18 protein-coding genes and 2 pseudogenes are annotated in these 26181 nt (G+C 72.3%); 6 read left to right on the top strand and 14 right to left on the bottom strand.

What is annotated here, in order from left to right:
- Positions 1-97 precede the first annotated feature (97 nt).
- On the top strand, positions 98-1492 hold the full coding sequence (mptB, locus tag NW895_RS29660; protein WP_289939403.1) for a polyprenol phosphomannose-dependent alpha 1,6 mannosyltransferase MptB: 1395 nt from the start codon (positions 98-100) through the stop codon (positions 1490-1492).
- Positions 1489-2895, top strand: a complete 1407-nt coding sequence (locus NW895_RS41280; RefSeq protein WP_354670120.1) for a glycosyltransferase 87 family protein — start codon at positions 1489-1491, stop codon at positions 2893-2895. The genes mptB and NW895_RS41280 overlap by 4 nt, the downstream gene beginning before the upstream one ends.
- Before the next feature lie 11 nt (positions 2896-2906).
- Here NW895_RS41280 and NW895_RS29650 read toward each other — a convergent pair.
- From NW895_RS29650 to NW895_RS29635, 4 genes and pseudogenes are all read right to left on the bottom strand, one after another.
- Positions 2907-3791: pseudogene (locus NW895_RS29650) on the bottom strand (serine hydrolase); the annotation flags it as partial.
- 99 nt (positions 3792-3890) lie between these two features.
- Positions 3891-5033, bottom strand: coding sequence for a transcription termination factor Rho (gene rho / locus NW895_RS29645; RefSeq protein ID WP_289939400.1), 1143 nt, complete (start codon positions 5031-5033; stop codon positions 3891-3893).
- A gap of 276 nt (positions 5034-5309) precedes the next feature.
- Positions 5310-6137, bottom strand: coding sequence for a class I SAM-dependent methyltransferase (locus NW895_RS29640; RefSeq protein ID WP_289939399.1), 828 nt, complete (start codon positions 6135-6137; stop codon positions 5310-5312).
- Between the two features lie 88 nt (positions 6138-6225).
- Positions 6226-6585 carry a nuclear transport factor 2 family protein gene (locus tag NW895_RS29635; protein WP_289939398.1) on the bottom strand — a complete coding sequence of 120 codons (360 nt, stop codon included), beginning with the start codon at positions 6583-6585 and terminating at the stop codon, positions 6226-6228.
- Between the two features lie 69 nt (positions 6586-6654).
- Here NW895_RS29635 and NW895_RS29630 point away from each other — a divergent pair.
- Positions 6655-6899, top strand: a pseudogene (locus NW895_RS29630) (PadR family transcriptional regulator); the annotation flags it as partial.
- A 4-nt stretch (positions 6900-6903) separates the two neighbouring features.
- Positions 6904-7689 (top strand): class I SAM-dependent methyltransferase, encoded by a 786-nt coding sequence (locus NW895_RS29625; protein WP_289939397.1) that lies wholly within the window; start codon positions 6904-6906, stop codon positions 7687-7689.
- Positions 7690-7975: 286 nt separating this feature from the next.
- On the opposite strand, the gene NW895_RS29620 is transcribed toward NW895_RS29625, so the two are convergent.
- The 9 genes from NW895_RS29620 to NW895_RS29580 all read right to left on the bottom strand — a co-directional run bounded on the left by NW895_RS29620 (position 7976) and on the right by NW895_RS29580 (position 21714).
- Positions 7976-9142: a serine hydrolase domain-containing protein gene (locus tag NW895_RS29620; RefSeq protein WP_289939395.1), complete on the bottom strand. Its 1167-nt coding sequence runs from the start codon at positions 9140-9142 to the stop codon at positions 7976-7978.
- A 116-nt stretch (positions 9143-9258) separates the two neighbouring features.
- Positions 9259-10227, bottom strand: coding sequence for an acetylxylan esterase (locus NW895_RS29615; protein ID WP_289939394.1), 969 nt, complete (start codon positions 10225-10227; stop codon positions 9259-9261).
- A gap of 168 nt (positions 10228-10395) precedes the next feature.
- Positions 10396-10980: a hypothetical protein gene (locus NW895_RS29610; protein ID WP_289939393.1), complete on the bottom strand. Its 585-nt coding sequence runs from the start codon at positions 10978-10980 to the stop codon at positions 10396-10398.
- A 230-nt stretch (positions 10981-11210) separates the two neighbouring features.
- Positions 11211-11966 (bottom strand): ferredoxin reductase, encoded by a 756-nt coding sequence (locus NW895_RS29605; RefSeq protein ID WP_289939392.1) that lies wholly within the window; start codon positions 11964-11966, stop codon positions 11211-11213.
- Positions 11959-12564 (bottom strand): sulfite oxidase-like oxidoreductase, encoded by a 606-nt coding sequence (locus NW895_RS29600; protein ID WP_289939391.1) that lies wholly within the window; start codon positions 12562-12564, stop codon positions 11959-11961. The genes NW895_RS29605 and NW895_RS29600 overlap by 8 nt, the downstream gene beginning before the upstream one ends.
- A gap of 155 nt (positions 12565-12719) precedes the next feature.
- Positions 12720-17222, bottom strand: coding sequence for an SAV_2336 N-terminal domain-related protein (locus NW895_RS29595; RefSeq protein WP_289939390.1), 4503 nt, complete (start codon positions 17220-17222; stop codon positions 12720-12722).
- Positions 17223-17225: 3 nt separating this feature from the next.
- Entirely contained in the window at positions 17226-18233 is a 1008-nt protein-coding gene (locus NW895_RS29590) for a MoxR family ATPase (protein WP_289939389.1), read from the bottom strand.
- Positions 18233-20545, bottom strand: coding sequence for a hypothetical protein (locus tag NW895_RS29585; protein WP_289939388.1), 2313 nt, complete (start codon positions 20543-20545; stop codon positions 18233-18235). The genes NW895_RS29590 and NW895_RS29585 overlap by 1 nt, the downstream gene beginning before the upstream one ends.
- Positions 20533-21714: a hypothetical protein gene (locus tag NW895_RS29580; RefSeq protein WP_289939387.1), complete on the bottom strand. Its 1182-nt coding sequence runs from the start codon at positions 21712-21714 to the stop codon at positions 20533-20535. The genes NW895_RS29585 and NW895_RS29580 overlap by 13 nt, the downstream gene beginning before the upstream one ends.
- 325 nt (positions 21715-22039) lie before the next feature.
- Here NW895_RS29580 and NW895_RS29575 point away from each other — a divergent pair, with 325 nt between their 5' ends.
- Positions 22040-22834: a putative protein N(5)-glutamine methyltransferase gene (locus NW895_RS29575; RefSeq protein WP_289939386.1), complete on the top strand. Its 795-nt coding sequence runs from the start codon at positions 22040-22042 to the stop codon at positions 22832-22834.
- Positions 22835-22957: 123 nt separating this feature from the next.
- Here NW895_RS29575 and NW895_RS29570 read toward each other — a convergent pair whose 3' ends face one another.
- On the bottom strand, positions 22958-25030 hold the full coding sequence (locus tag NW895_RS29570) for a SpoIIE family protein phosphatase (protein ID WP_289939385.1): 2073 nt from the start codon (positions 25028-25030) through the stop codon (positions 22958-22960).
- A 244-nt stretch (positions 25031-25274) separates the two neighbouring features.
- On the opposite strand from NW895_RS29570, the gene NW895_RS29565 reads away from it, so the two are divergent.
- Entirely contained in the window at positions 25275-26147 is an 873-nt protein-coding gene (locus tag NW895_RS29565; protein ID WP_289939384.1) for a hypothetical protein, read from the top strand.
- Positions 26148-26181 lie beyond the last annotated feature (34 nt).

Raw genomic sequence — 26181 nt, 5'->3', positions numbered from 1 at the left:
ATCCTGATCACATGGCGGTCACGTGCGCGCTGCCGACCGGCGGGCGGCGCGTCAACTTCCGGCCACCCGGCGTTGACACGCTGCCCGAGTGTTGGCCATGGCTTTCCCCGTCGATCTCCGCCGCTGCCAGACAATCGGGCTGGCCGGTACCGCCTCCCTGGCACTGGGCGGTGAGACGGCCGGAGCCCTGCCCGTACGGGAACTCCTCGCCCCGGCCTCCGCCCGTGCCGCTCTCGGCCTGGTCGGCGTGTACTTCGGCGTCGTCCTGCTGATCGCGGCCTGGGCACTGCTGGGGCGGGTGGTCCGCGGGCCCGAGCCGCCGACGCCCCGCGCCCTGCTGCTCGTCCTCGCCGTCTGGGCGGCCCCTCTGCTGCTGGCCCCGCCGCTGTTCAGCCGTGACGTCTACAGCTACCTCGCGCAGGGCGCCATGGTCGAGGCGCACATCGACGTGTACGCGCACGGCCCGTCCCGGCTCGGGGGGCCGCTCGCCGCCGAGGTCGCCCCTATCTGGCGGCACACCGGCGCACCGTACGGCCCGGTGTTCCTCGCCGTCGCCTCCGCGCTGTCCGGACTGACCCGCGGCGAACTGCCCGCCGGCGTGCTCGGGATGCGGATCGTCGCACTGGCGGGCGTGGCGCTGATGGCGGCCGCGCTGCCCCGCCTCGCCCGGCACAGCGGCGCCGACCCGGCCGCCGCGCTCTGGCTCGGCGCCCTCAACCCCCTGGTGCTGCTGCACCTGGTCGCGGGCGCCCACAACGACGCCATGATGCTCGGTCTGCTCGGTGTCGGCCTGGTCGCCGCGCTGGGCCGGTGGCCCGTCCTGGGCGCCGTGCTCGTCACCCTCGCCGCCCTGGTCAAAGCACCCGCCGCGCTCGGGCTCGCCGCGGTCGTCGTCCTCCAGGTGCGCACGGGCCGCCGCCCGGTGCGGGCCGTCGTGACGACCGCTGTCGCGGCCACGCTCACCACGGTCGCCGCGACGGCCGCGGCCGGCACCGGATACGGCTGGACAGGCGCGCTCGACACCCCCGTATCACCTCGCAACTGGGCCCTCACCAGCATTCTCGGCCGCGTCACCCGCGCCCTCCTGGAACACCTCGGCAGCGACCTGGCCCCGCTGGCCGTACCGGCCTGGCACGCCCTCGGCATCGGGGCCGCCGTGGCGGCGATCCTCGTCATCTGGCTGCGGCTGCGCCCGCGCCCGGTGTACGCGCTCGGCCTGAGCCTCGCGGCGGTGGCCGCCCTCGGCCCGGCGATCCGTCCCTGGTACGCCCTGTGGGGCCTGTTCCTCATCGCCGCCGCCGCGCCCAGCACCTCCGTACGGGACCGGATGGCCGCCGTGACCGGCGTCCTCGCGCTCTCCGTCCTGCCGAGCGGCGGCCCGGCGGACACCGGGCAACTGCTGCTGGCCGTCTCCGGCGGCGCTCTCGCCGTCGTCGTGCTCTGGCAGGCCCAGCAGGCCGCACTGGCCCCGGCGCTGGAGCGCACGGCATGAACGTCTTCCGCACGTGGGCCAGAACGCCCCGCACCGACCGCGGCCGGCTGCTGCTGGTCCTGACGCTGGTCGCCGCAGTCACCGTCTTCACCGCGACCGTGCCGCTGCTGCGGGACTGGTTCGACCTGCGCGTCTACTACGGCACCGTCGACACCTGGGTCCACCACGGGGGCCGCATCTACGACTACCGGGTGCCCGGCACGACGTACGGCTTCACCTACCCGCCGTTCGCGGCCGTCGCCATGCTGCCGATGGCGCTGCTCGACCTGCGCACCGCGATCGCCGTGGCCCTGCTGCTGAACCTGGCCGCTCTGGCTGTGGTACTGCGCATCGTCGCCGGGTCCTCCTGGCGGCGCCACGGCTGGTACGGCTGCGCCCTGGGCGGCTGCGCACTCGCCCTGTTCGAACCGCTCCGTGACACGTTCAGCTTCGGCCAGGTCAACGTCCTGCTGCTGGCCCTCGTGCTCGCCGATGCCTGGCTGCTGGCCGGCGGGCGGGGACGGTGGGCGGGCGCCGGGATCGGCCTGGCGGCGGCGGTGAAGCTCACACCCGCGCTGTTCATCGGCCTGCTGCTGGTGGCCCGGCGGTGGCGCGCGGCGGCGCTGGCGACGGCTGTGGCGGCGGGGGCGACCGCGCTCGCGGCCTGGGTGGCCCCGGACGCCTCCCGTTTCTACTGGACCGAGGCGATGTGGGACACCACCCGGGTGGGCCGCCTCGACTACGTCTCCAACCAGTCCCTGCAGGGCGTCCTGGCCCGGCTGGGCGAAACGGACCGCGCCGTCTGGGCGACGGTCGTGCTGCTGGTTCTGTGCGTGTGGGCCCGGCGGACCCGCCGGGCCCTCGCCGCGGGGGACTGGACGGCCGCGTTCGCCCTCACCGGGCTGACCGCGTGTCTGGTCAGCCCGGTCACCTGGGTGCACCACCTGGTGTGGCTGCTGCCGTCCTTCGCGGTGCTGGTCCGCACCGGGCACCCGAGGGTCGCGGGTGCCCTGTACGCGGTGCTGTGCTCCAGCGTGGTGTGGCTGTGGTTCGACGACGCGTCCGGCGTCGACGGCTTCCTCGGCAGCAACACCTACACCTGGATCACCCTCGGCCTGCTGCTGTGGCTGCCGGCCGGTCAGCTCCGTTCCACGCGCCCCCAGGTGAGCCGCAGCACCAGGGCCACGACTCCCGCGCCCAGCAGGACGGCGCCGGTGAGCGCCCCCGTCAGCAGCCCGTCGGGCCCGCCCCCCGACGCGGCGGCCGCGGTCGCCACCGCAGAGGGTGCGGTCTTGGGACCGGGCCGCGGCGTGGCGCGCAGGGCGTCCAGCGAGCCCACCGGACGGGCCCGGCCGGCCGCCTCGAACCCCCAGTCGAGCAGCGAGCGTGCCTCCTCGTACACCGTGAAGCCACCGCCCTGCTGAGGGTTCATCACCGTCACCACGAGGGTGCGCTCGCCCCGCCGGGCGGCGGCGACGAGGGTGTGGCCCGCGTTGCTGGTATAGCCGTTCTTGACGCCGATCAGCCCCCGGTACGGTCTGACGCCGTCCGCGCCGGTCAGCAGCCGGTTGGTGTTCCGGATCTCGTACGACCCTCCGTCCGTGCCCGGGAACCGGGCCACGGCCAGGGAGCAGTACCGCGCGAACTCGGCGTTGTCCAGCCCCGCCCGGCCGAACACCGCCAGGTCGTACGCCGACGAGACCTGGCCGGGCGTGTCGTAGCCGTCGGGCGACAGGACGCGTGTGTCGCGCGCGCCGAGGGCCCGGGCCTTGGCCTGCATCCGCGCGGCCGTGGTGCGCCAGCCACCGTTGAGCGCGGCCAGGACGTGCACGGCGTCGTTGCCCGAGTTGAGGAAGACCCCGCGCCACAGGTCGGCGACACGGTAGGTGTGGCCCTCGGCGACCCCGGCCAGACTGCTGCCGGGGCCGATTCCCCTGAGCTCCTCCGCCCTGACCCTGTGACGGAGGCCTCCCGGGAGGCCCGGCAGCACCGTGACGGCGAAGAGGGTCTTCAGGGTGCTGGCGGGCGGCAGTCTGCGGTGCGCGTTGTGCGCGGCGAGGACCTCGCCGGTGCGGGCGTCGGCCACCAGCCACGACAGGGCGGACACGTCCGGAAGTTCGGGAACTCCGGGGCGCTGCCGCACCTGCGTGCCGGAGCGGTACAGCAGGGACGGCCCCGGGACCCTCGTGCTGGGGCCGCCCCGCGCGCTGGGGTCCGGCCCCGTACGGGGAGCCGCGGCGGCGGGCGCGAGCGCCAGCAGGCCCGCCACGCAGAGGACGTAGGTGGATGCGGCAACCCGGGAATTAAATCCGATCTTCATACCGCAAACGTAGGAATGGACCCGCCGGACAGCGCGCTGCCCGGGCCGAGTGGGCGGTGCGAGCACCCGGACGGGGGATGCCGAGGGCGCGGCCGGCCGTCAGTCGGCGGGCAGCGTCGGCTGGATCCGGCGCAGGAACGTCGCGTTGTCCGGGGTTGCGCGCATCCGCTCCAGCAGTGTCTCCAATCCGGCCTGACCGTCCCGGGCCTGCAGGACCCGCCGGAGTCCGCGTACGGCGCTCAACTCGGAAGCGGACAGGAGGAGTTCCTCGCGGCGGGTGCCGGAGGGGTTGATGTCGACGGCCGGGAACACCCGGCGGGAGGCGAGTTCACGGCTCAGCCGGAGCTCCATGTTGCCCGTGCTCTTCAGCTCCTCGAAGTAGAAGTCGTCGGCACGGGAACCGGTCTCGACGAGGGCGGTGGCGAGGATGGTGAGCGAGCCTCCCTCCTCGGCGAGCCGAGCGGCGCCGAAGAAGCGCTTGGGGCCGAGCAGCGCGGCCGCGTCGACGCCGCCGCTGAGGGTACGGCCACCGGAGGACGCCGCGTTGTTGTGCGCCCGGCACAGCCGGGTGAGGGAGTCGAGGAGGATGACGACGTCCTCGCCGGCCTCGACCAGCCGCTTGGCCCGCTCGATCACGAGGTCGGCCAGGGCGATGTGCTGCTTGGGCGCCCGGTCGAAGGTCGAGGCGTACACCTCGCCCCGCACGGAGCGCCGCATGTCGGTGACCTCCTCGGGACGCTCGTCGAGCAGCACCACCATCAGCCGGCACTCCGGGTGGTTGCCGGTGACGGCGGCCGCGATCTGCTGGAGGAGGACGGTCTTGCCGGTCTTGGGCGGGGCCACGATGAGCCCGCGCTGGCCCTTCCCGACCGGTGCGATCAGGTCGGCGACGCGTCCGGTCAGACCGGCCGCAGGATGTTCGAGGCGGATCCGCTCGCGCGGGTGCAGCGGGGTCAGGTCCCGGAAGTGGCGGCGGCCGCGCAGCTGCTCGGGCGTACGGCCGTTGACGCGCGCGATCTCGGTCAGGGAGCGCCGGTCGCCGCGGACGCCGTCGACGAGGTCGCCCTTGCGCAGGCCGTACCGGCGGATCAGTGCGGGGGAGACCTGGGGATCGGCCGGCGAGGACAGGCAGTTCTCCGCTCGCAGGTGCCCCTTCCCGCTCGCGTCGATGTCGAGGACACCGGTGACGACCTGGGCCGGGGGCTGCTGCCGGACAGGGGGATGTTCGAGTGTGGTGGTCATGGTGGTCGGTCCTTTCACGGACGGAAGACATGAGGGATGCGGGGAGAGAGCCGCGGGACAAGGGCGCGGGCGCGCCTTCGAGCGGCGGGAACAGCACCTCGGGTACGGCGGGAAAGCCCTGCTCACGAGGTGGTGCGGTGAAGCTGATGCCCCGGTCGGAAAAGAACGGGCGGGTCAGCGAACTGAGAGGAACTGGCACCGGCGCCCGGACGGGGCGTACACAGGTGCTGACGGCACCGTACCACGAGGGGTGGTGGCGTGTCGGTGCGACGGGCCTCAGAGGGTGGCTGACAGGCCGTACAGGAGCGGGATCCGCGGTTCGGGCAGTCGCCACCAGCCGGACTCCGTGCGGACCATCCGCGGCCACCGCGGCCAGGGGAGCTCGTCGCTCTCCCGGAGCCGCCGGACGGTGAGTCCCGCATCGACCAACGCGTTCAGGACCTCCCCTATTCCGTGCGTCCACTCGTAGCAGTCGGTGGCGCCCTGTACGGCGGGTCCGTCCGTGTAGGTGTGGGTGGCGTCCCGGTGCACGGGCCCGGCGCCGCCCAGGTAGTCATGGCGCAGGAGCAGCTCCGGCCCCTCGCCGGGGCCGGGCTTCGGGCCCAGCGCGTTCAGCAGTGGATGGAACTCGACGACGTACAGCCGGCCGCCCGGACGCAGCAGCCGGGCGACGACCTCCGCCCACCGCCGAAGGTCGGGCAGGTAGCACAGGGCGCCCTTGCCGGTGTAGACGACGTCGAAGCGGCGCCCCTGAAGCGCCTCGACGGCGTCGTACACATTGGCCTGTACGTACCGCACCTCGACGCCCGCCTTCGCGGCGATGCCGGTCGCGGCCGTCACGGACGCCGCGGAGAAGTCGAGACCGACAGCCCGGGCCCCGCGCCGCGCGAAGGCGATCGTCTCAGTGCCGAGGTGACACTGCAGGTGGAGCACGTCACGCCCGGTCAGCTCGCCGAGGTCCTCCCACTCGAACGCGGCGAACCAGCGATCCGGGTCCAGGCCCTGGTCCAGCCCGTAGAACCGGCTGCCGACATGGACCGGCGTGCGCGCGTCCCAGTTGGCCTGGTTGGCCCGCATCAGCCGCGCGTGCTCCTCGGAGGTCATGAGGACATCCAAGCGCAAGACCGGCACTGCCACGGCGACATGCGCCTGATGCGGCGAGATCACCGCCCCGCCGGTCGCAGCGTCCGGCTCAGGCCGACCGCGCCTCCGCCTCCTTCGCGATCCGCCCGAACTGCGCGCCCATGGCCTCCGCCAGGGCCTGGGCGCCCGACAGGGGGCGCACCGTCACCGTCAGCTCGTCGATCAGGCCGTTGTCGTCGAGGTGGAGGAAGTCGCAGCCGTCGACCTCGCGGTCGCCCACATCGTTGATCTCGCGGACGTAGCGGAAGTCCTCGAAGACGCGTGCGGCGCCGCGCAGGATCGCCGCCGTGATCGCCTTGCCGTGGTACGGCTTGAAGACGACCGGGCTGGTGAAGACGACGTCCTCGGCCAGCAGCGCCTCGGCGGCGTCGAGGTCGTGCGAACCCACCGCCTCGCGGAATGCGCGCATCGGAGACCGCCATAGTGAATTATTGGAGTAGGTGCGGAGTGGATCAGGCACCTGCTGCTGGCGTGTGGCACCGACCCGGGGGACACCCGCGCGCTGGTCGAGGAGCGGAAGGCGTGGGCGTGCGGGTAGCCCGCCCGCTACGAGCACGTCCGTGACCGGCTCCTCGACGCCGCACCGAGGAGGAGTACCTGGGGGACGCCGAACGTGTCGGCCCCTACCTCACCCCGATGGCGGGGATCGCGTTCGAGCAGGAGAACGTGCGCTGGTGCGAGCGCGTACTCGCGGTCCTGAGACAGCGGGCTCCCCTAGGCTGAAAAGATGTTCAGCCCCGAGGGACCCAGTCTGCGCGAACTCGCCGTCCAGGCGCTGTCGTCGGTCGAGCGTGGCTACGACCTGCTCGCCCCGAAGTTCGACCACACCCCGTTCCGGACGCCCGACTCGGTGCTCGACGCCGTCGGCTCGGCGCTGGAGCGGATGGGGCCCTTCGACGCCGGACTCGACCTGTGCTGCGGTACCGGCGCGGGAGTGGGAGTGCTGGCACGGGTGTGCCGGGAGAGCGTCACCGGGGTCGACTTCAGCACCGGCATGCTCCAGGTGGCGGGGGAGCGGACCCCGCCCGTCGGCCCGCCGGTCACCTGGGTCCGCGCGGACGCCCGCGCCCTGCCGTTCGAGCCCGCCTTCGACCTCGTGGTGAGCTTCGGGGCGTTCGGGCACTTCCTGCCCCGCGAGCTGCCGGGCCTGTTCGCCCAGGTCCACTCCGTGCTCAGGCCGGGCGGCCGCTTCGCCTTCCCGGTCCTCGCCCCGCCCCGGCCCGGCTCCCTCGGATACTGGATGCTGCTGGGCTTCGACGCGGTGATGCGGGTGCGCAACGCGGTGTGGCGGCCGCCTTTCGTCATGTACTACCGGGCCTTCCGGTTCGGCGACGTACGGCGGGAACTGGCACGGGCCGGATTCGAGGTGGAGCTGTACGCCCTGCCCGAATTCGGGCGGCGACGGGACGGCAGCCCGCGCGCGCGGCTGGTGGTGGGCCGGCGGCCGGACCGGACGGGCACCGAGTCAGCCGCGGATGACGTCCCTGCAGGTGCGCACCAGGGCAATCGGTGAGCCGAACCCGCGCGGCCGGCGGCAGGGCGGCGGGGTGCGGGGCGGTCTGCGGACAGGGTCGGCGGGGGTGCGGGAAGCCGCGACGTGGCGCCCTCGCGCCGCCGCCACCGTAGCTGCGGCGGTAGTGCCGCCGGGGCGGCACGGGTGGGCGCAGCGGCACCCCGCAGCGCCGGGCTGCGCGCGCCCCGCCCCGCGTCCCGGCCTGTCGCTGTCCGGACAGAGCCCCCGGTTCAGCCCGCCGCCCGGAGGGCGGACTCGCAGACCCACGGCCCGTGCCGGCCGTCCGTCACAGCACGCTGTACAGCGCGTCGATCAGCGCCATCTTCCGCGGATCGTCGGCGACGTGGGGGCCCATGCGGTTCATGACATAGCCCAGCGACACACCCGCCTCCGGGTCGGCGAGGCCGCAGGACCCGCCGAAGCCGTCGTGCCCGAAGGCCCGTGGGTTGGGGCCGTACGAGCCGTTCGGCCCGCTGAGCCACAGCCCGAGCCCGGCCTCCGTTTCACCCGCGAACCCGGCGCCGAGCACCAGGTCGCGGCAGGCCCCCTGTCCCTCGCGTACCCGCTCGGCCGCCTCGGGTGAGAGGACACGGTGGCCGTCGTACGATCCCCCGCCGGCGAAGATGCCGTAGAGCGCGGCGACGGCCCGTGCGGTGCCGTGTCCGTTCGCGGCCGGGATCTCGGCGGCCCGCCACTCGGGCGAGTTGGCCTCGGCCGCGCCCACCCCGGGGTTGGTCAGCGCGGCGATGGCGGCGGGCGCCAACTGGGCGAACACCGCGGCCTGTTCGCTGGTCCCGGCGACCGGCGGCTGCACCAGTTCGGCCGCCCGCGCGGACTGCTTGTCAGGGAGTCCGACGGTGAAGTCGAGCCCGAGCGGCCCGGTCACCTCCCGCTCCAGGAATGCCCCGGGCAACAGCCCCGACACCCGCCGCACGACCTCCCCGACCAGGTGGCCGTATGTCAGCGCGTGATAACCCGACTGCGTGCCCGGCTCCCACCAGGGCTCCATGGCAGCGAGCCGGTCCACGGTCAACTGCCAGTCGTACAGCTGGCCGACCGAGTGCGGCTCCCGCAGTCCGGACAGACCGGCGCGATGCGACAGCAGATGCCGTACGAGGACCTTCTCCTTGCCCGCCTCGGCGAACTCGGGCCAGTACGTGGCCACCGGCGCGTCGAAGTCGAGCAGTCCGCGGTCGGCGAGCAGGTGCGCGCACAGCGCCACCGGACCCTTCGAGGTCGACCACACGTTGACGAGCGTCTCCCGCTGCCACGGCCGCGTGCGCGCCTCGTCGGCCCAGCCGCCCCACAGGTCCACCACCGTCGCGCCGTCGACCGTGACGGTCACCGCGGCGCCCAGCTCGCCCCGGTCCCGGAAGTTCTCCTCGAACGCCGAACGCACCGCCACGAACCGTGCGTCGCAGTGGCCGTGTACCTGTGCTTCGTGCTCGGACATGCACCCTCCGTCGTTCCGCCGGACACCCGGGCCGCCGCGGTGCGACCCGGGCCGGGCACGAACGTATCGACGGAACGGACCGCAGGGGACCCTGCCCTGCGGCCGACGGGCCGGTTTCAGACGTACGAGCGCAGCCAGCGCAGCTTGGCCGCCTCCTGGTAGGGCCCGCCGCCCTCGTGGTCGTTGAAGTCGTACACCTCGATCGCCTTGTCGTCGTGCGCCCAGGCGTTGAACGCCGCGAAGACGGTCGAGGGCGGGCAGGTCTGGTCCTCCAGGGCCGCCGAGAAGAGCGCCGGCGCCCGGCCGCGCGCCGCGAAGTGCACGCCGTCGAAGTAGGACAGGGTGCGCAGGGCGTCCTCGCTGCGGCCGCGGTGGGTCTTGAGGTAGAGGCCGATCTCCCGGTACGGGTGACGGTCCGTCAGAGTCGTCGAGCGCGGGAAGTCGCACAGGAACGGAACGTCCGGCGCGACCGCCGCCAGATCCGGCACCAGACCGCCCACCGCGACCGTGATGCCGCCGCCCTGGCTGGCACCGAGGGCCACCGTGCGCGCCGGGTCGGTGAGCGGATGCGAGCGGGCCGCCTCGACGGCGCGCACCGCGTCCGTGAACACCCGGCGGTAGTAGTAGTTCTCGGGCGCGTCGATGCCGCGGGTCATGAACCCCGGGTACGCGGGCGCGCCGCCCAGCGGGTCCGCGGTCCCGCCCCCGCCGCCCCAGCCGCTGCCCTGACCGCGGGTGTCCATCACGAAGTGCGCCCGGCCCGTGGACGCCCACAACAGGTGCTCGTGCGGCAGGCCCCGACCACCGCCGTACCCGATGAACTCCACGACCACCGGCAGCGGCTCCTCGGCGCGGGCCGGCAGCGTCAGCCAGCCCTTGACCGGGTGACCGCCGAACCCGGCGAAGGTCACGTCGTACACCTGCACCGTGACCAGGCCTGTGTCGACCGGCTCGAAGCGGGCGTCCAGGTCGTGTTCGCGTGACTCCTGGAGGGTCTTGCTCCAGAACGCGTCGAAGTCCTCCGGCTCGGTGGCAGCGCTCCGGTACTCACGGAGTTCGTCGAGAGGAAGGTCGAACTGGGCCATCTAGGACCGCCTTTGTGAAGGGACAGAGCGGATGATCACACCGTACGTCGGAGGTCGGAGGACCTGCCAGACCCTTTCCGCAGCTGCTGCCGTCCCCGTGCGGGGAACGGCTCGTGCCGGCCCCCGGTCGTCGGATGTATCGCTGCCTCCTTCACGGACGACCGCACATCATGCCCGGCGATGCGTCCACTGCGGCTCCGTACGGGCCCACTCCCGCTCCCACTCGGCGAGACGGTGCCGCATGGCCACCCCGCGCACGGCACAGTGGCCGAGGAGTACCACGACGGCCGTACCGGCCGCCCCGCACACGCCGATGGTCATCGTGTGCTGCCAGATCGCGGAGTCCCCTGCCGGCGCCGGAACGCTCCTGCCCCGCGAGTCCAGCCACACGTTCACCACGTCACCCTGCCGCGTGTCCGCCGGAACACGCGCGGTGGTGGTCCGCTGACCGTCGCCCGGTTCCGTCCAGCGCACGGTCGCGCGGTACGAGTGCTGCCCGCCGGCCTGTACCGCGGGGAGGCTGTCGGGGGTCTTGCCGATGATCTCGGCGCGCACGCGATGACGCTCCGCGCGCTGCTCCACCGCGATCGCCCGGGCCTCTCCATGGGCCCACCAGGCCGCGGCCGCGCCCGCCAGAGGGGCCCCCACCAGCAGCAGAAGGGCGACGACAAGCACCGTCCACGCCTCGATGACGTCCGACCGGCGCCGCAGCGGACTGCGCCGCCAGCGCCAGCCGCGCACCCGGGTTCGCATGTCGACCTCCTCGCCGTCACCGCAGCCGGAGGGCCGGACAGGGCGGCCGTACGAGGGCGGGACCGCCGCTCCCTCCGCATCGCGCCACGTTGCGAGTGCCCGTACCGATCCGGGTACCCCGTCCGGCGGACATCGCTCACGACGTCGCCCATCCCGGAATGCCGGACGACTGATCCGCGCCGCCGGACAGGTGCCCGTCAGGGGCGGTGAGAAACCCGGCCTCACCCACGTCAGCCGAAGCGCTCGATCCGGATGCGGTCCACGGGCTGGCCGCCCGCCACGAGCAGCCGGGACGCGTGCTCGGCGAAGGAGTTGGAGCCGCACACGTAGGCCTCCCACCCACCCGGCGGCCGCTCGGCCAGCAGCGGCGCCACATGGGCGGCCGTCATACGCCCCACCGGCGCACCCTCCGGTGCGCTCCGCGTCAACACGGCCGTCGTCTCCGCACCGAACTCCCGCGCGTAGATCAGCTCCTCCGGACTGCGCGCGGACACCAGCAGCCGAAGCGGCACCGTGAGCCCGCGCGCCCGGTGGTGCCGCACCATCGACATCAGCGGCACGACGCCGGAGCCCGCGCCGATCAGCAGCGCGGGCCGGTCGCCCGGCCAGGCGAAGAAGCCGCTCAACGGGCCGCGCACCTCGACCCGGTCGCCGGGCCGGGCCACCGTGTGGAACCAGCCGGAGACCTCGCCGCCCTCCACATGGTCGAGGGTCAGCTCGATGTGCCCGGAGTCGTCCGGCGCGGACGCGATCGAGTAGTGGCGCTGGGCGACGTAACCGTCCTCGGCGGTCAGCCGCAGCATCAGGTGCTGACCGGGCAGGTGCCCCGCCCATTCCGGCACGGCGAACCGGAAGGTGGCGGCACGGGGGGTTTCGCGGCGGATCCCGGTGAGCGTGGCCGTCTGCCACCGCCCGGCGGTCTCGCCGTTCACGGCGATACGCCCGGGCACGGCGAACCGCGTGGGGGGAGTGAAGGTCTCAGTCACCGGAGTACCGCTGCTCCTCCCAGGGGTTGCCCCGCTCGTGGTAGCCGTTCTGCTCCCAGAAGCCCGGCTCGTCGCGGTCGAGGAGCCGCAGGCCCGCGATCCACTTGGCGCTCTTCCAGAAGTACAGGTGCGGCACCACCAGTCGCGCCGGCCCACCGTGCTCGGGCGCGAGCGGTTCGCCGTCGTACTCCCAGGCGATCCACGCCCGCCCGCCGGTCAGGTCCGCGAGCGGCAGGTTCGTGGTGTAGCCGGTGTGCGCGTAGGCCACGGCGTGGGTCGCGGAGGCAGCGGGCCGGACCACGTCCAGGAAGGCGTCCAGCTGCACGCCCCGGAACCGCACCCCGAACTTGGACCAGCCCGTCACGCAGTGGATGGCCCCCTCGTACCCCGACGCCGGCAACTCGTGCGCCTGCTCCCAGGACCAGGTGCGGGGTTCCTCGACCAGGCCGTCGATGCGGAACGTCCAGCCGGTGGGCGCCAGGTCCGGCGTGACCTCGGCGGACAGGACGGGCCAGTCGTCTCCGGCGTCGTACTGGCCAGGGGGCAGTCCGGGGTTGGGGACGCGGGGGCGCCCGGTGAAGCCTCGGGTGATGTTCATGTCGCTCAAAAGTATGTACTCAGTTGATCAGTGCGTGTGCACTCAACCGTACGGTGCACCGCGACATGCCCGTCGCCCGAGAACCGTCGCCGACCCCGCCGTCCGCGGCGACGGCGCGGATCAGCCTGTTCCTGCGGGCGTCCTCGCCGACGGCCTCAGGCCAGCTCTTCCGCGCGAGCCCGTGACTGAGCGGCTTCGGGGAGAGCGGCGGCACGGTCGTAGGCATCGGCGGCCCGGAGCAGGGCGTCCCGGGCCCGAGCGGAGTCTCCGGCGGCCATATGGGTGGCGGCCAGGTCGTCCAGGGCCCGGCCTGCCGCGTACCAGTCCTCGAATTCCCGGAAGACCCCCAGGGCCTCGTCGTATGCATGGACGGCTTCCTCCAGCCGACCAGTCGTGTACATGGCGAGGCCCAGGTTGTGCCAGGTGACTCCCTGGCCGTGGCGGTCTCCGGTTGCCGTATACACATCACGGGCACGGATCAGCGACGTCATCGCGTCGTCCGTCCGATTCCATGCGTTCAGCGCAAGGCCGAGGTTGTTCAATGCCAGCGCCTCGCCCTGAAGATCATCGACGGCCTGGTGGATGTCGCGTGCCCGAGACAGGGCGTCGATCGCGTCCTCCACGCGCCCCGCCAGCCGCAGGGCATTGCCGAGATTGCTCCACGCCGTGGCTTCACCGGCACGATTTCCCGCTGCCTGTTGCAGGTCGCGGGCCCGCGTGAGGGCGTCGATCGCCTCCTCCACACGCCCTGCCTCCTGCAGGGCACTGCCGAGGTTGCTGCACGCGATGGCCTCTGCGAGCGTGTCACCGGCGCGCTGGGCGGCGTCCCGGGCGATGGTGCTCACGGTGATCCATTCGGCGAAGTACCGACGCCAGGACAGGTACTGCGCAAGGCACGCGGCGAGAGCCACTGCCGTACGCGCGTAACGCTCCTCCCGCGCCCACTGCACCGCGGCCACCAGCCCCGCCCGCTCGCCGTCCAGCCATGCCAGTGCCTGCGCCCGGTTTTCGAACAGTTCCGGCTGCGGCGACCCCGACAGCCAGCGCAGCCGGGCATCGGCCGCGTTCGCCCAGCGGTGGTAGAAATCCAGCACCCGCTCCCGGGCCGCCGCTCCCTCCTCTCGCAAGCTCGGGTCCTTTGCCATCACCCCTGATCCGAACTCCCGTACCAGGTCATGTACCCGCCAGCGCTCTCCGTCGCTGCCCCGCTCGACGAGATGAGCGCGGACCAGGGACGTCATGCTGGGTGTCGGGGGACGCTCGGCCCCGACGAGCGCGGCGATGACCTGATCACTCACGTCGGGACCCGGTGCGAGGGCGAGCAGGCCCAGGAGATGGGCATCGGCGCGCGGAAGCCTGCGGTAGGAGAGGTCGAAGGCGGCGCGGACGCTGCGCACGCCGTCGTCCAGGTGGTCCAGCCGGTCGCGGGATGCGGCGAGTTGGCCGACGAACTCCGTCACCGGCATGCCCGGGTCCTCGACGAGCAGTGCGGCCGCGATCTGCAGCGCCAACGGCAGATGCCCACAGAGCTGGGCGAGCTTCCTGGCCGCCTCGGCGTCGTCTTCGATCCGGCTGTCGGAGGGATCGGCGATCTTGAGGGCCAGGTCGAGAAGATCCTGGGAGTCACGAGGGGTGAGCTGCTCCAAGGGCACGATCCGTGCCTTGAGGGGGACCAACCGGTGACGGGAGGTGACCAGGAAATGGTGTGCCCCGCTGCCGGTGAGCAGAGGGCGGACCTGCTCCGACGACGATGCGTTGTCGGCCAGGATCAGCACCCTGCCGTGTTCTGCGGCTCGCTCGGCCAGCATCGAGCGGTAGAGCGCCGCCCGCTCGTCCGTCGTGGCGGGAATGTGCTCCGGCGCTGCGCCGAGAGCCAGCAGCAAAGCCTGGAGGGCCTGGTCCGCGGTGACCGGAGCGTCGTCGTAGCCGTGCAGGTCCACGAAGAACATGCCTCCCGGGAACCAGCCGATGACGCTCGCCGAGTGTGCCGCCTGCACCGCCAGACTGGTCTTCCCGACGCCGGCGAGCCCCGAGATCACGGTGGCCGTCACATCACCGGATCCACGGCCGTGGGGGTCGAGGGCATCCAGCAACTGGGCCAACTCGGCACCGCGCCCGGCGAATCCCGCAGTCGTCGGCGGGAGGGCGGCCGGCGCGACAGCGCTCGGGTAGGGCGCTTCGCGCTGCTCGATCTTCCCCATGACAGGTCCCCTGAACTCACCGCCCCGGACATCTGTCTCCGCCTCGCGACCCGTCCTGAAGCCCGAGGCGTCCGGTGCGGGCCGGTACCGGCGCAGTACCGCCATGGCCACCGCGGCTGCCCGCGCCGCAGCCGGCTCCGGTGAGGCCCAGTGCTCCCTGGCATCGACGAGGTCGCTGATCCCGCAGACCACGAGGGCGTCCAACTGCCCGTTGAGATACGCCACCTGGACCATGCGGGAATCCTCCGTCTCGATCGCGACGGCGTCGTTGTAGTGCTGATGGATGAACCGGGTCATTTCGGACTGCCTGCCGGTCGGGGCGACGTGGCCCATGGCGATGGGCTTGAAATGAACACAGAGATCCGGCATGTCCCGCACAGCGGATCGGACGGCCTGCTCCAGCGCAGGCGAGGGCCGCCAGGCCTCGGGCCCGCCGAGGAAGCCGTCAGAGGTTTTCGTGCCCCCGTGGATCGCGTACAACTTCGTGCCCACGACGACGTCCCCGGTCTGGATGTCGTCGTTGAGGCTGCCCGCGAGACCGACGAACAGCGCCGTCTGCGGGCGCAGCCAGGTGATGATCTGTTCGGTGAGATCGGCGCTGAACGGGGTGCTCGCACCCATGTCGACGATCGCCACGGTCCACTCGGTGCCGTCGAGTCGGCCGCGTTCGACACGAGTTCCGCGCTGGTGGACGAGTTCCTCCCGGTCCACCAGGTGGGATCGCACGGCGGCGTACTCGACCGCGAGCGCGGTGAAGACCACCGCGGTGGAGACGGGCGTGGACGGCTCCTCGCTTTCCGCCGCATCCTCCTCGCCGTCGTCCTCGGTGAGGTCCTCACCGTCGTCGTACCCGAGCCGGGCCAGAAGGGAGGCCCCGATCCGGGCGAACGGATGAGGCTCGCCGCCCTGCTCGGCGCCGAGCAGGGTGGGCATCAGCCATGCCGGAAAGTCGGGTGAACTGCCCACCAGTTGCTCGATGCGCTCACCCACACGACAGCTGGAGGCGATGAGTTCCCGCAGCGGAACCATGTCGAGCAGGAGGTCCTTCGTCTCCGCGGTGAAGTCGAACAGGCGGTGTTTCATGGGCCCCTCGGGACGCGTCCGCCCCGGTCGTGCGACGGGCCGCAGGAGGCCGCCCAGGAAGATTTCGGCCAGCGCTGTCGTCCCGGCGGTCTTGGGCAGGCACGACTGCACGAGGTGCATCACCGGAACCGTCACCGGTGCCACGGCCGCGAGGTGGGCGGCGAGTCGCACGGCCGAGGGCGAGGCCGTGCGGACGAACGCTTGTGCGCTGGGACGCGGTGCTGTGCCGGCCGACCGTGGGAGGTCCGGGGCGCGAGGTTCCCACAGCGGCAAGGGGACGGGGCGGCTGACCGTCGTGATCGCGGTGGCCCAGGCCCGCAGCCCGGACGGCGTCAGCTCGACGACGGGCACCGGCACGCCGTCGAACGACGAGACGCTGGGTGGCAGCAGCGGGTCGGAAACCCGCCAGGCGGTGTTGGGGCAGCCGGGGCGAGGTGCGGTGATGTGCCAGGTGTCGGCCGTTACCCCGGTGCCCTCCCAGAGATGGCGTGGCAGCACATGGACCACGGCCGTCGGTCCGGCCTTGGCCCACTGCTCCAGTTCGGCGCGCATCCGGCCGTCCCGCCACGAAGGGGCCGCTCCGTCCGTGATCACCAGGATGAGCGTGCGCCCGGAGGCGTCGTTCAGCGCGGTGGTGGGCAGCGCGTTCGTCCTGTTGCCGCACCAGGGACGGACCAGGAGGACGTCGCGCTTCTTCGACGCCGGATCTCTCGGTGCCGCGCCGTAACAGAGTTGGTGGACCTCGATCTGCCGGAAGGCGGCGCTGCGTTCCAGAGCGGTCTGGAGTTCGCGGCAGTGCCGTTCCCACAGCACCATCGACACGTCGCTGTCGATGACCAGCGCGAGGCGGAGCCAGCGTTCGGGCAGGGCTCGCAGCACGACGTTCGCAATCTTCGTGTCGGCCTTGGCCGCGGCCGTGGCCTCCTCGTCGAGCTCGGTGCGGAAGGCGCTCGGGACGCGGCGTTTGAGCGGACGCAGAGCGCGCCCGAGGGCGAGCTCGCTGCCCAGGACCTTGGCGCCCGGGAGCAGCAGTCCGTCCCTGCCGGTCGCGGCGACCGACGAGGGGGCCCCGACGACGGCCGCCAGGCCCTGAGAGGCGGTTCCGGATCCCGGAGGAGCCGTCGACGTGCCCGGGATGTCGGAGGAGCGAGGGACACCGTCGGTACCGGGGTCGTGCGCGCCCGTGGAGGGCGCCGGAGCTGTCTCCGGCATGGTGTCGGCCGCTGCCGTGCCCGGCAGGTCGGGCACCATGCGGGCCAGCGGTGTGCCGGCCCCCTGCGGCAGCCGCCTGCTCAGCCACAGGGCGTCGAGCACATCCTCGTCGTCGAGGTCCAGCCCGGCGAGGCGCAGAATCCGCTCCAGCTCCCCGAACACCTCTCAGCCGCCCGGGTTGAGCTGGTGCAGCACGGTCCGCAGGAGACCCCTGGGGTCGAGCCGGGCTCCTCCTCTGCGCAGGAAGACGGCGTTGAGCAGCTGATCGGTGGCGAGTTCCTTCACGCTGCGTTCCTTCAGGAACGTGTCGATCAGATCGTCGGCCTCCATGAGTGCGTCCGGGCCGAGATGACTGACGATGATCTCCTTGAGGCGTTCCTTGCGCGGATCGTGCAGGTGCAGGGGCAGACAGCGCCTCCGGAACGCCGGCGGGAAGTCACGTTCGCCGTTGCTGGTGATCACTACGACAGGGAACTGCGTACAGCGTACGAACCCTCGACGTACCGTCACCTGGTCGCCCCGGTCCGCCGTGAACACATCGACCTCCGACTGCTCTTCGGGGAGCCGGGAGAGCTCGGGAATCTCGAAGGAGCCCTCCTCGAACACCGTGAGCAGGTCGTTCGGGAGATCGACGTCGCCCTTGTCGAGTTCGTCGACGAGGAGGACGCGGGGCCGCGCGGCCGGCACCAGCGCGGTGCCCAGAGCGCCGAGGCGGACGTACTTGCCGATGCCCGGCGCCACCTGACCGTCGGCGGACGGCAGACTGCCCTCCTGGAGGCGGCCGATCGCGTCGTACCGGTAGAGCGCGTCCTGGAGGGTGGACCGGCTGTTGACCGGCCAGCGGAGCACCCGGCCCAGGTCCAACTCATGGGCGATGGCGTCGGCCAGCATGGTCTTCCCCACGCCCGGATGGCCCGTGACCAGCAGCGGGCGGCGCAGATGCAGGGCGGCGTTGATCACGTCGACCTCTTCCTCGCCGATCACGTAACGGGCCTTCGGCCCGGCCCGCAGTGCGTCGTCCGCAGGGGCGTTGTCGCCGTCCGCCTCGTCGGCGTGGCCGGTGAAGCTACGCCACGGCGGGGCTTCGGGGATCTCTGTGGTGTGTTTCGTGCCGTCGCCCCGGAAGATCCTCCATGCGGGATCTTCGGCGGCCGCACCGGTCGAGCCGGTCATCAGCAACTCGCTTCCTCTTCGGGGTCGGGCGATCGGGTCAGCGACAGCACCGGGGGAAGCTGCCGGTCGTGGTCTTCGAGGAGGAGGGCCGGCCGTACGGGATGACCCACCGGATCCAGACGGGTCCGTGCCCAGTACGACCGCACGCGTTCGGGCAGGTGGGCGAGATCGCCCTCTGGCTGGAGCGGCGCGAAGACGGCGGGGTCCAGGGCTTGTGAGTCCTCGCTGTCCCACAGGACGACGGGGTATCCCACGGCGAGCGCGGCCCGGACCAGCAGTGCGCCGGCTCTTCGGCCACTGAGCACGACCGCGCGTGACGCGTCGCCATCGGTGCTGAGCGCCCCGTACGCCCTCGTCGCCCGGGGATCGTCGTCGGCATGTGATTCGTCCAGATGCACGACCTTGCCCAGAGATCGACGCGCCCATCGTCGCTTGAGAGAGGCGCGACGGCTCTGCTCCCTGTGGGCGGCGGCCAAGGGTGCGCAACGCAGCGTGACACCCTGCTCCACTCCCAACAGGAGCGGCGAGCCCGTGCCACCCGCGCCGTCCCACGCGTGGACCAGGACGTCCACGATGTGCTCGCGCCGCAGCACGATCTCCACCACGGGTGTGCTGCCGTCCTCCGCGGTGAGTGACCCCAGAGCTCGCTGGACGAGCCGCACGCCGCGTGCGGAACTGAGGGGGACTCCGTTGTCCGGGTCGTTGTACTGGGCGAGCTTCCCCGTCCCGGCGTCGGACCAGACCACGCAGACGAAGGTGTCCGGCTCGTCCTGGGGGTAGACCTGGACGACGACACGCGGGGGTGCACTGGATGCGCTGACTTCCTCGTCCCACTCGGCCGCCCGGTCACGGACACCGTCCACGTCGGCGGATTCCACGAACAGCCGCTCGGCGACCCGGTCGCCCCACCGGTCCAGCTTGTTCCGTAAGGGGTAGGGCACGGAGGACGGTCCGGTATGGACGGTCAGGTACTTGGTGAACGCCACGAGGGCAGGCACCCGGAACCGCTTCGTCACCTGACTCCATCCCCCGGGGTACTCCTCCAGGCGTGCGACGTGGTCCATGAGCTGTGCGGTGCTCAGCACGCCGTTCGCTGTCACGTGAGCGTCGGCACTCGGCGCCGCGGCGTCGGTGAGCATGTTGACCGTGACGGGCGACAGGGCGGGCCAGCGTGCGAGCAGGTCCCGCAGATCGGCGTGTTCCTGGACGGACAGCAGACCGGGAGCCCCGTGGGCCAGAGCGAGTCTGAGGAAGGCACGCGCGGCCTTGTTCTTCTTGTCGTGGACCAGGGCCTCGATGAACGTGGCCATCATCCGAGGCCTGGTCAGCAGGGCTCCCGCGAACCACTGCGCGGGGTCCTTCGCGGTGGCGGGCGAGTGACCACAGGCCTTGCCGATCCGCGCGGCGTACATGAGGCAGGCGCTGTCGTCCTTTCCGAACACCTTGTGCAGCGTGCCGACGACCTCCAGCAGCGCCGCCCGGTCCGTGCGGGCGAAGGCCGTGCTGAACCCCGTGCCGTCGAGGGCACGGTAGTGATAGGCCATCGGTGTCTGCAGCGGACCCGTATCGGTGTATCCGTCCTCGAAACTGGTCCGCACATGCCGTTCGAGCCGGGGCAGGTCCGGGTGCAGGTCGGTCGCGCGTTTCTCCAGCCAGTCCAGGGCGGTGCGGGAGAAGAGCCCCGTGCCCGTCGCGCTGTCCTGTTCCGCTTCCTGGCCGTCGCGGGCCGCGTACAGCAGGAACTGCTCCACCTCGCGTCGGGGGCGCCGGGGGAAGGGGACGCGTACCGGGCCGACATCGAGCTGGTACTGCTCCACGAACGCGGCGCAGGCGTCGAAGAAGAAGACCTGCTGCGTGAAGCCGGACAGGTCGTCGCGCGTCAGGAAGTCGCGCAGCTCCTCGACGCCGACGCAGCGCAGATCGTCGGCGCAGGCGTCCGGTGTGAACAGCAGCCGTCCGCCGTGGTCCCTGCCCAGGGCCCCGTGACCGCCCCAGTAGACGTACAGCAGACCACCGGAGACGGTGGCCAGCTCATGGACGAAGACCGTACGGATGTCCTCCGCCGTGCCGACGGGCCGCCAGGTGACGTCCGCGCCCTCGGCCGCGGCGGTGACGCACTCGTCCTCGTCCAGGGCGGAGAGCAGCACGGTGATGTTCTTCTTCGGGACGCCCCCGCCGCGCAGCCAGCGAGCGAAGCGCAGGGCGTTGTCGGCCGCCCCGCGCAGGCTCATCTCCGCGGCCCTCGGATAGTTCTCCAGTCCGACGACGACGGCGTGGATGTCGCCGGGGTCGGTCCGGTTCAGCTCAGCCATGCGGAAACGGCGTCCCATACCTCGGCGTTGGACCAGTAGGCGCTGTGCGCGTGGGGGAAGGGCTGCCCGTTGGAGACCTCCAGATCGTGCGCGTGGCCCTTGAACACCGCCGCTGCGGCGTAGGAGAGGAGATCCCATGGGTCGTGGATGTTCAGCCACGCGGCCGGGAAGTGCGCCGGAAGGGTGTCCGGGTGTTCGCAGGCGGTCAGGGCCCCGCATTCGTACAGGAGTGCTGCCTGGGAGCCGACGGTGACCAGCTGGTCGACCCGGTCGAGCCGTTCCATGGCCAGCAGATCCACGGCGGCGACACCGCCCAGGCTGTGGGCCAGCAGCGTGACCTTGTCACCGGGCGTGTGCTCGACGGTGCGCCGGATCAGTTCGCGGATGCCCTCTCCGCGGGCCTGGTAGCGCAGGATGTCGCCCACCATCGGGAGCATGCCGTCGCTCAGTGAGCCGCGCCGGTCGACCGTCCACCGGGTGGCCGCCCGGAGCGCGGAGGTCTTCACGGCCTGCGCCACCTTGCCGGTCAGGGCCCGGCTCTCTCCGGACAACTCGGTGCTGAGGGCGGCGAGCAGGGCGTCGCGAGCCGGGCCGGCGAGGGCGTCGGCGCCGCGAGCCTCGGCACCGGCGAGCGTGGCCGCGACGACGGCCTTGGCCACGGCGTGCCGGTGCTCGTAGCCGTTCTGGTCGATGGTGGTGGCGGCGTCGCGCACCTCCGGCGAGTCGGCCACCGCGCGAAGCGCCGTCTCGAAGTCCGCGCACAGGCCGTGCCGGTCGAGCCGCTCCACGAGGTCGGCAGAAGGCCGGAACTCCTGGACCGTCCGGAGGAAACGCTTGGTGGGCGGGATGCCGCGAACCACCCCGGCCTTGGGCGGTGGGCGCAGGCCGAGCAGGCGGAGCTCGTACCCGGGGTCGTTGTACAGCACGTCCCACTCGGCGATGGACGCGTCTCGATCCGCCGTCCTGTCGCCGCCGCCGGACCGGGCGTAACCGGGAACCGAGATCCCACCCCGGACGAACTTCGCGCCCTGCGCGGGCCCCCAGAGGCAGCCCCGCACCTCCCAGCCCGGCCGGATTCTGTGGATCTCCGTGCGTACGGTGGCGAAGGTCGAGTTGTACGACTTCTCCCGCACACCTGTGCCGTGCACGAAGACGACTGACCGTTTCATGAGCCCCCCGATGATCAGGCCGTCTTGGTGACACATGGTGAGTGTCGCTTCGCGGCCGGTCATGATGGTAGTCCCGGAGCGGCCCGTGAACATGGCGGATGCGCAAGGTGGACAGAAGCCGAGGGGGCTGCCCCGTCGCCCGGCGTCGAGGTCGTTCGGGTAGTGTGGCCGTCCGGCCGCGGATCGTCCCGGTCGTCGGACGCCGAGGAGGTGAGACCCATCACCGCTGTGTCGGCTCGGGTGCTCTCACCTCAACACCGTGCGGATCACCGGCAGTAGGTGACCGCGGGAGCGCCCTTCGGTTCCCGAAAGGCTCTCGGCTTCCATGCCCCCTGTTTTCCCTGCCTCCCCCTCCTCCCGTGACTCCGTCGCAGCCGTGCTGCGCGCGGCGGGCTGTGTCTTCGCCGAGGACGAGGCGGAGTTGATCCTGGCCACCGCCCGCACCCCGGAGGAGCTCGCCGCCCTGGTGGACCGCCGCGTCGCCGGCCTGCCCCTCGAACTCGTCCTCGGCTGGGCCGAGTTCCACGGACTGCGCATCGCCGTGGAACCGGGCGTCTTCGTCCCCCGCCGCCGTACCGAGTTCCTGGTGGAGCAGGCCCTCGCCCAGTCGCCGGAGGCGGCCGTCGTCGTGGACCTGTGCTGCGGCTCCGGAGCCGTCGGCGCGGCCCTGTCCGCCGCGCTCGGCGGGGTCGAGCTGCACGCCGCCGACATCGACCCCGCCGCCGTGCGCTGCGCCCGCCGCAACGTCGCCGCCGTCGGGGGTCGGGTGCACGCGGGCGACCTGTTCGACGCGTTGCCCGGCGCGTTGCGCGGGCGTGTCGACATCCTCGCGGCCAACGTGCCGTACGTTCCCAGCGACGAGGTCGGTCTGCTGCCGGCCGAGGCCCGGGACCACGAGCCGCTGGTCGCCCTGGACGGCGGCGTGGACGGCCTGGACGTACTGCGCCGGGTCGCCGCCGGGGCGGCCGGCTGGCTCGCGCCCGGCGGCTGCGTCCTGGTCGAGACGAGCGAACGCCAGGCGCCGACGGCCGTGGACGCCTTCCGCCGCGGCGGACTGACGACACGTCTGGCCGTCTCCGAGGAGCGGTACGCCACCGTGGTGATCGGCGTCAGGCCGTGAGCACGTCCTGGCCCTCTCGTACGGACAGCGGGCAGCGGCAGCGGGCCGAGGCAGAGGACAGCGGGCGACGCTCGGAGCCGGGCCACCGCGCCGCCCGACGGCGGTTGCGGACTGTTCGCCGGCCTATGCCGGTGTCGTCGCCCGTGCGATGAGCAGGGCCACGTCGTCGGAGTTGTCCGGCTCGTGCAGAGCGCGCAGGAGGTGGTCGCAGACCTCCTCAAGAGGGCGGTCCGGACCCTGAAGCAGGGACAGGAGCGTGCCGAGGCGCTCGTCGAGGGGATGCCGCCGCGTCTCGACGAGACCGTCGGTGTAGAACACGAGCCGGTCGCCGGGTCCGAGGCCGACGGTCGTGGTGGAGAAGGCGACCCCGCCCACGCCCAGCGGCACCCCGGTGGGCAGGTCGAGCAGCTCCGGGGGGTGTCCGGCGCGGATGCGGACCGGCGGCAGGTGCCCGGCGTTGGCGATCCTGCACTGCCGCAGATGAGGGTCGTGCACGGCGTACACACAGGTGGCGATGGCCTGGTCCAGGCCCGCGGTGCTCCGGTCCAGGTGCTCCAGGACCTGGGCGGGGTCCAGGTCGAGGGAGGCCAGGGTGTTCGTCGCCGTGCGCAGTCGCCCCATGGTCGCCGCCGCCGTGATGCCGCTGCCCATCACATCGCCCACGACCAGCGCGGTCTTGCGGCCCTCCAGCGGGATGACGTCGAACCAGTCGCCGCCGACCTCGCTGGTGGCCTCCGCGGGCTGGTAGCGGGAGGCGACCTCCAGACCGCCCGTCACCGGCGGATGGCTGGGCAGCAGGCTGCGCTGGAGGGTGAGGGCGGCGTCACGGGCGTTCTGGTACCAGCGGGCGTTGTCGATCTGCACGGCCGCGCGGGCGGCCAGTTCCCGGGCCAGCAGCAGATCGTCCTCGCCGAACGGCAGGGGATTGTGGGTGCGTTTGAGGTCGAGGGCGCCGAGCACCTCGCCGCGCGCGATCAGCGGCACGGCCAGGTAGGAGTGGACGCCCGCCCGGCCCAGCAGCTCCGCCCCCTCCGGGGAGCGGGCGATGCGAGGCAGGTCCTCGTCCTTGACCTGCGGCACCATCACCGGCTGACCGTTGCGCACACATTCGGTGATGAGGCGGTCGGGCCCGTACCGGGCCACCCTGCCGGGTGGATCGACCGCCAGCAGGGCCTCCGGTGCGTCGTGCGCCTGGACGGCCAGGGCGCGGATCACGGCGGGCTCGGCCGGGCCCAGGCTGCTGCGACGGCCCTTGACCACCGCGTCCAGCAGATCCACTGCCGCGATGTCGGCGAGCTCCGGCACGGCCACGCCGGCCAGCTCATGGGCGGTGCGCTCCAGCTCCAGCGTGGTGCCGATCCGGGTGGAGGCGTCCGCGACGAGGGCCAGACGCCGCCGTGCGGCCTCCGCTTCGAGGCCCGACCGGTAGGACTCGGTGACGTCCACGGCCATACCGGCCAGGCCCAGCACGGTGCCCCGCGTGTCCTCCAGCCGGTAGAGCGAGACGGACCAGGCGCGGTCCTCGTCCGGATGGGCCGGGGTACGGCCCACGAGGCGTTGGTCGATGAGCGGGCGGCCGGTCCGCAGCACCTCGCGCATGACGCTCTCCATGGCGTCCACGTCGATACCCGGCAGCAACTCCCTGATCGTCCGGCCGATGTGCTGCTCGGCGGGGATGCCGTTGAGCTGTTCGAGCGCGGCGTTGACCGAGACGTACCGCAGATCCGTGTCCAGGACGCCCAGCCCGATCGGTGACTGCGAGATCATCCGCGTCGACAGGGCCACGTCCCGTTCCACCTGGCGCACGGTCGACTGGTCGGCGCACAGCCCCAGCGCGTAGACGTCCCCCTGGTCGTCCAGGAGCCGCATGTTGCGGAACTCGACGAGCCGCGTGGTGCCGTCCTTGCGCCGGATCGGAAAGGCCCCGGCCCAGCTCTGACCGGTGTCCATGACGTCGGCGAACAGTTTGACGACCAGATCGAGGTGCTGGTCGTGGATCATGATCCGGGCGGCGTACTGCCCCAGCGCCTCCTGCGCCGGATACCCGAACAGCTCCTCGGCCTGGGGGCTCCACAGCACGATCCGCCCCTCGGCGTCCAGCACCACCGAGGCCACGCCCAGTACGTCGAGCAGCCCGCTGGGCCGCACCGGGCCGCGTGGCGGTACGTCGCCCTCGGGGGACCCGGCTGCACTCATCCCACGCCCGCCTTCTGATCCGAGCGGCACGCCTTCCCGGTGCCGACTGCCCTGTTCTACCGCGCACAGAACCGTTTTTCGACGCCCCTGCCGTCTCCTTCCACCTTCTCCCAAGACGGCGGCGGTCGCCCCGCAACGCCGTAGCAGGGGTGGCCGGGAAGAGCTTGGTCTGTACATGACCATCGTGCGACGGCCACACTGTGCGCCGAACGCGTGTCCCCACCCCCCATCGAGGAGCCGCCCCATGCCCCTGCGTGCCCGGAGACGCTGTCCCGCGGTCCTGACCGGTCTCGTCGCCCTCGCCACCGCAGCCGTCCTGTCCGCCGCCCCGCCCGCCTCGGCCACCGACACCTGGACCGAGGTGGGCTCCGACCGCGCCGACCCGCTGACCGAGAGCCAGGGCCTGACCTCCGTGGAGCTCCCGGTCGGCAGCGCCAACCGCTACACGGGGATCGGCACCATCCCCGCCGGCGTCAGAGGCCGCGGCTGGAACCACGTCGGCGACCCCGACGCCTCCTACGACGGCCACTACATCGAGCCGTACCAGCGCGATGCGGGCAGCACGAAGATGTTCCGGGTGCAGGCACCGGACGGAACCTGGTCGGAGTACGTTCACACGCTCGGCGCCGGTGAGGCCCTGAACAACTCCTGGGTCGCCGTCTCGCCGGGCGGCCAGTGGATGCTGGCGGGCGAGTACGGCACCATGAACCGCCTGCTGGTCTTCCCGACCCCGGGCGTCAACCCGGCCACGTCCCCCTCGGCAGACCTCCCCCAGGCCGCCACCGTCCACCTGGACCACGCCGTACGCGACGTACAGGGCTGCGACTTCGCCGACGCCACCACACTCCTGTGCTCCTCGGACGACCCGGCGGGCACGCTCTTCGGCATCACCAAGCCGCTGCTCCGGATCGACCTCTCCGCCGAACCGGGCGGCACGGACGTGACCGGCCACGTCACCGCCCTGCGTCAGCTGCCGCTGCGCAGCGCCTGCTCGGGCACCTTCGAGGCGGAGGGCATCGACTACGACCGCCGCACGGGCACCCTGCGCGTCATCGTGGTGTCACCGGGCTTCTGCGTGCTGACCGACAGCAAGACCTACCGTTTCACCCGGAGCTGAGACGGCTCGTCCGCCGGTAGTGCTCCGCCGCAGG

The sequence above is a fragment of the Streptomyces sp. S.PNR 29 genome (genome assembly GCF_030386795.1).
GTDB lineage: Bacteria > Actinomycetota > Actinomycetes > Streptomycetales > Streptomycetaceae > Streptomyces.
This window is presented reverse-complemented; position numbering and strand designations above follow the sequence as displayed.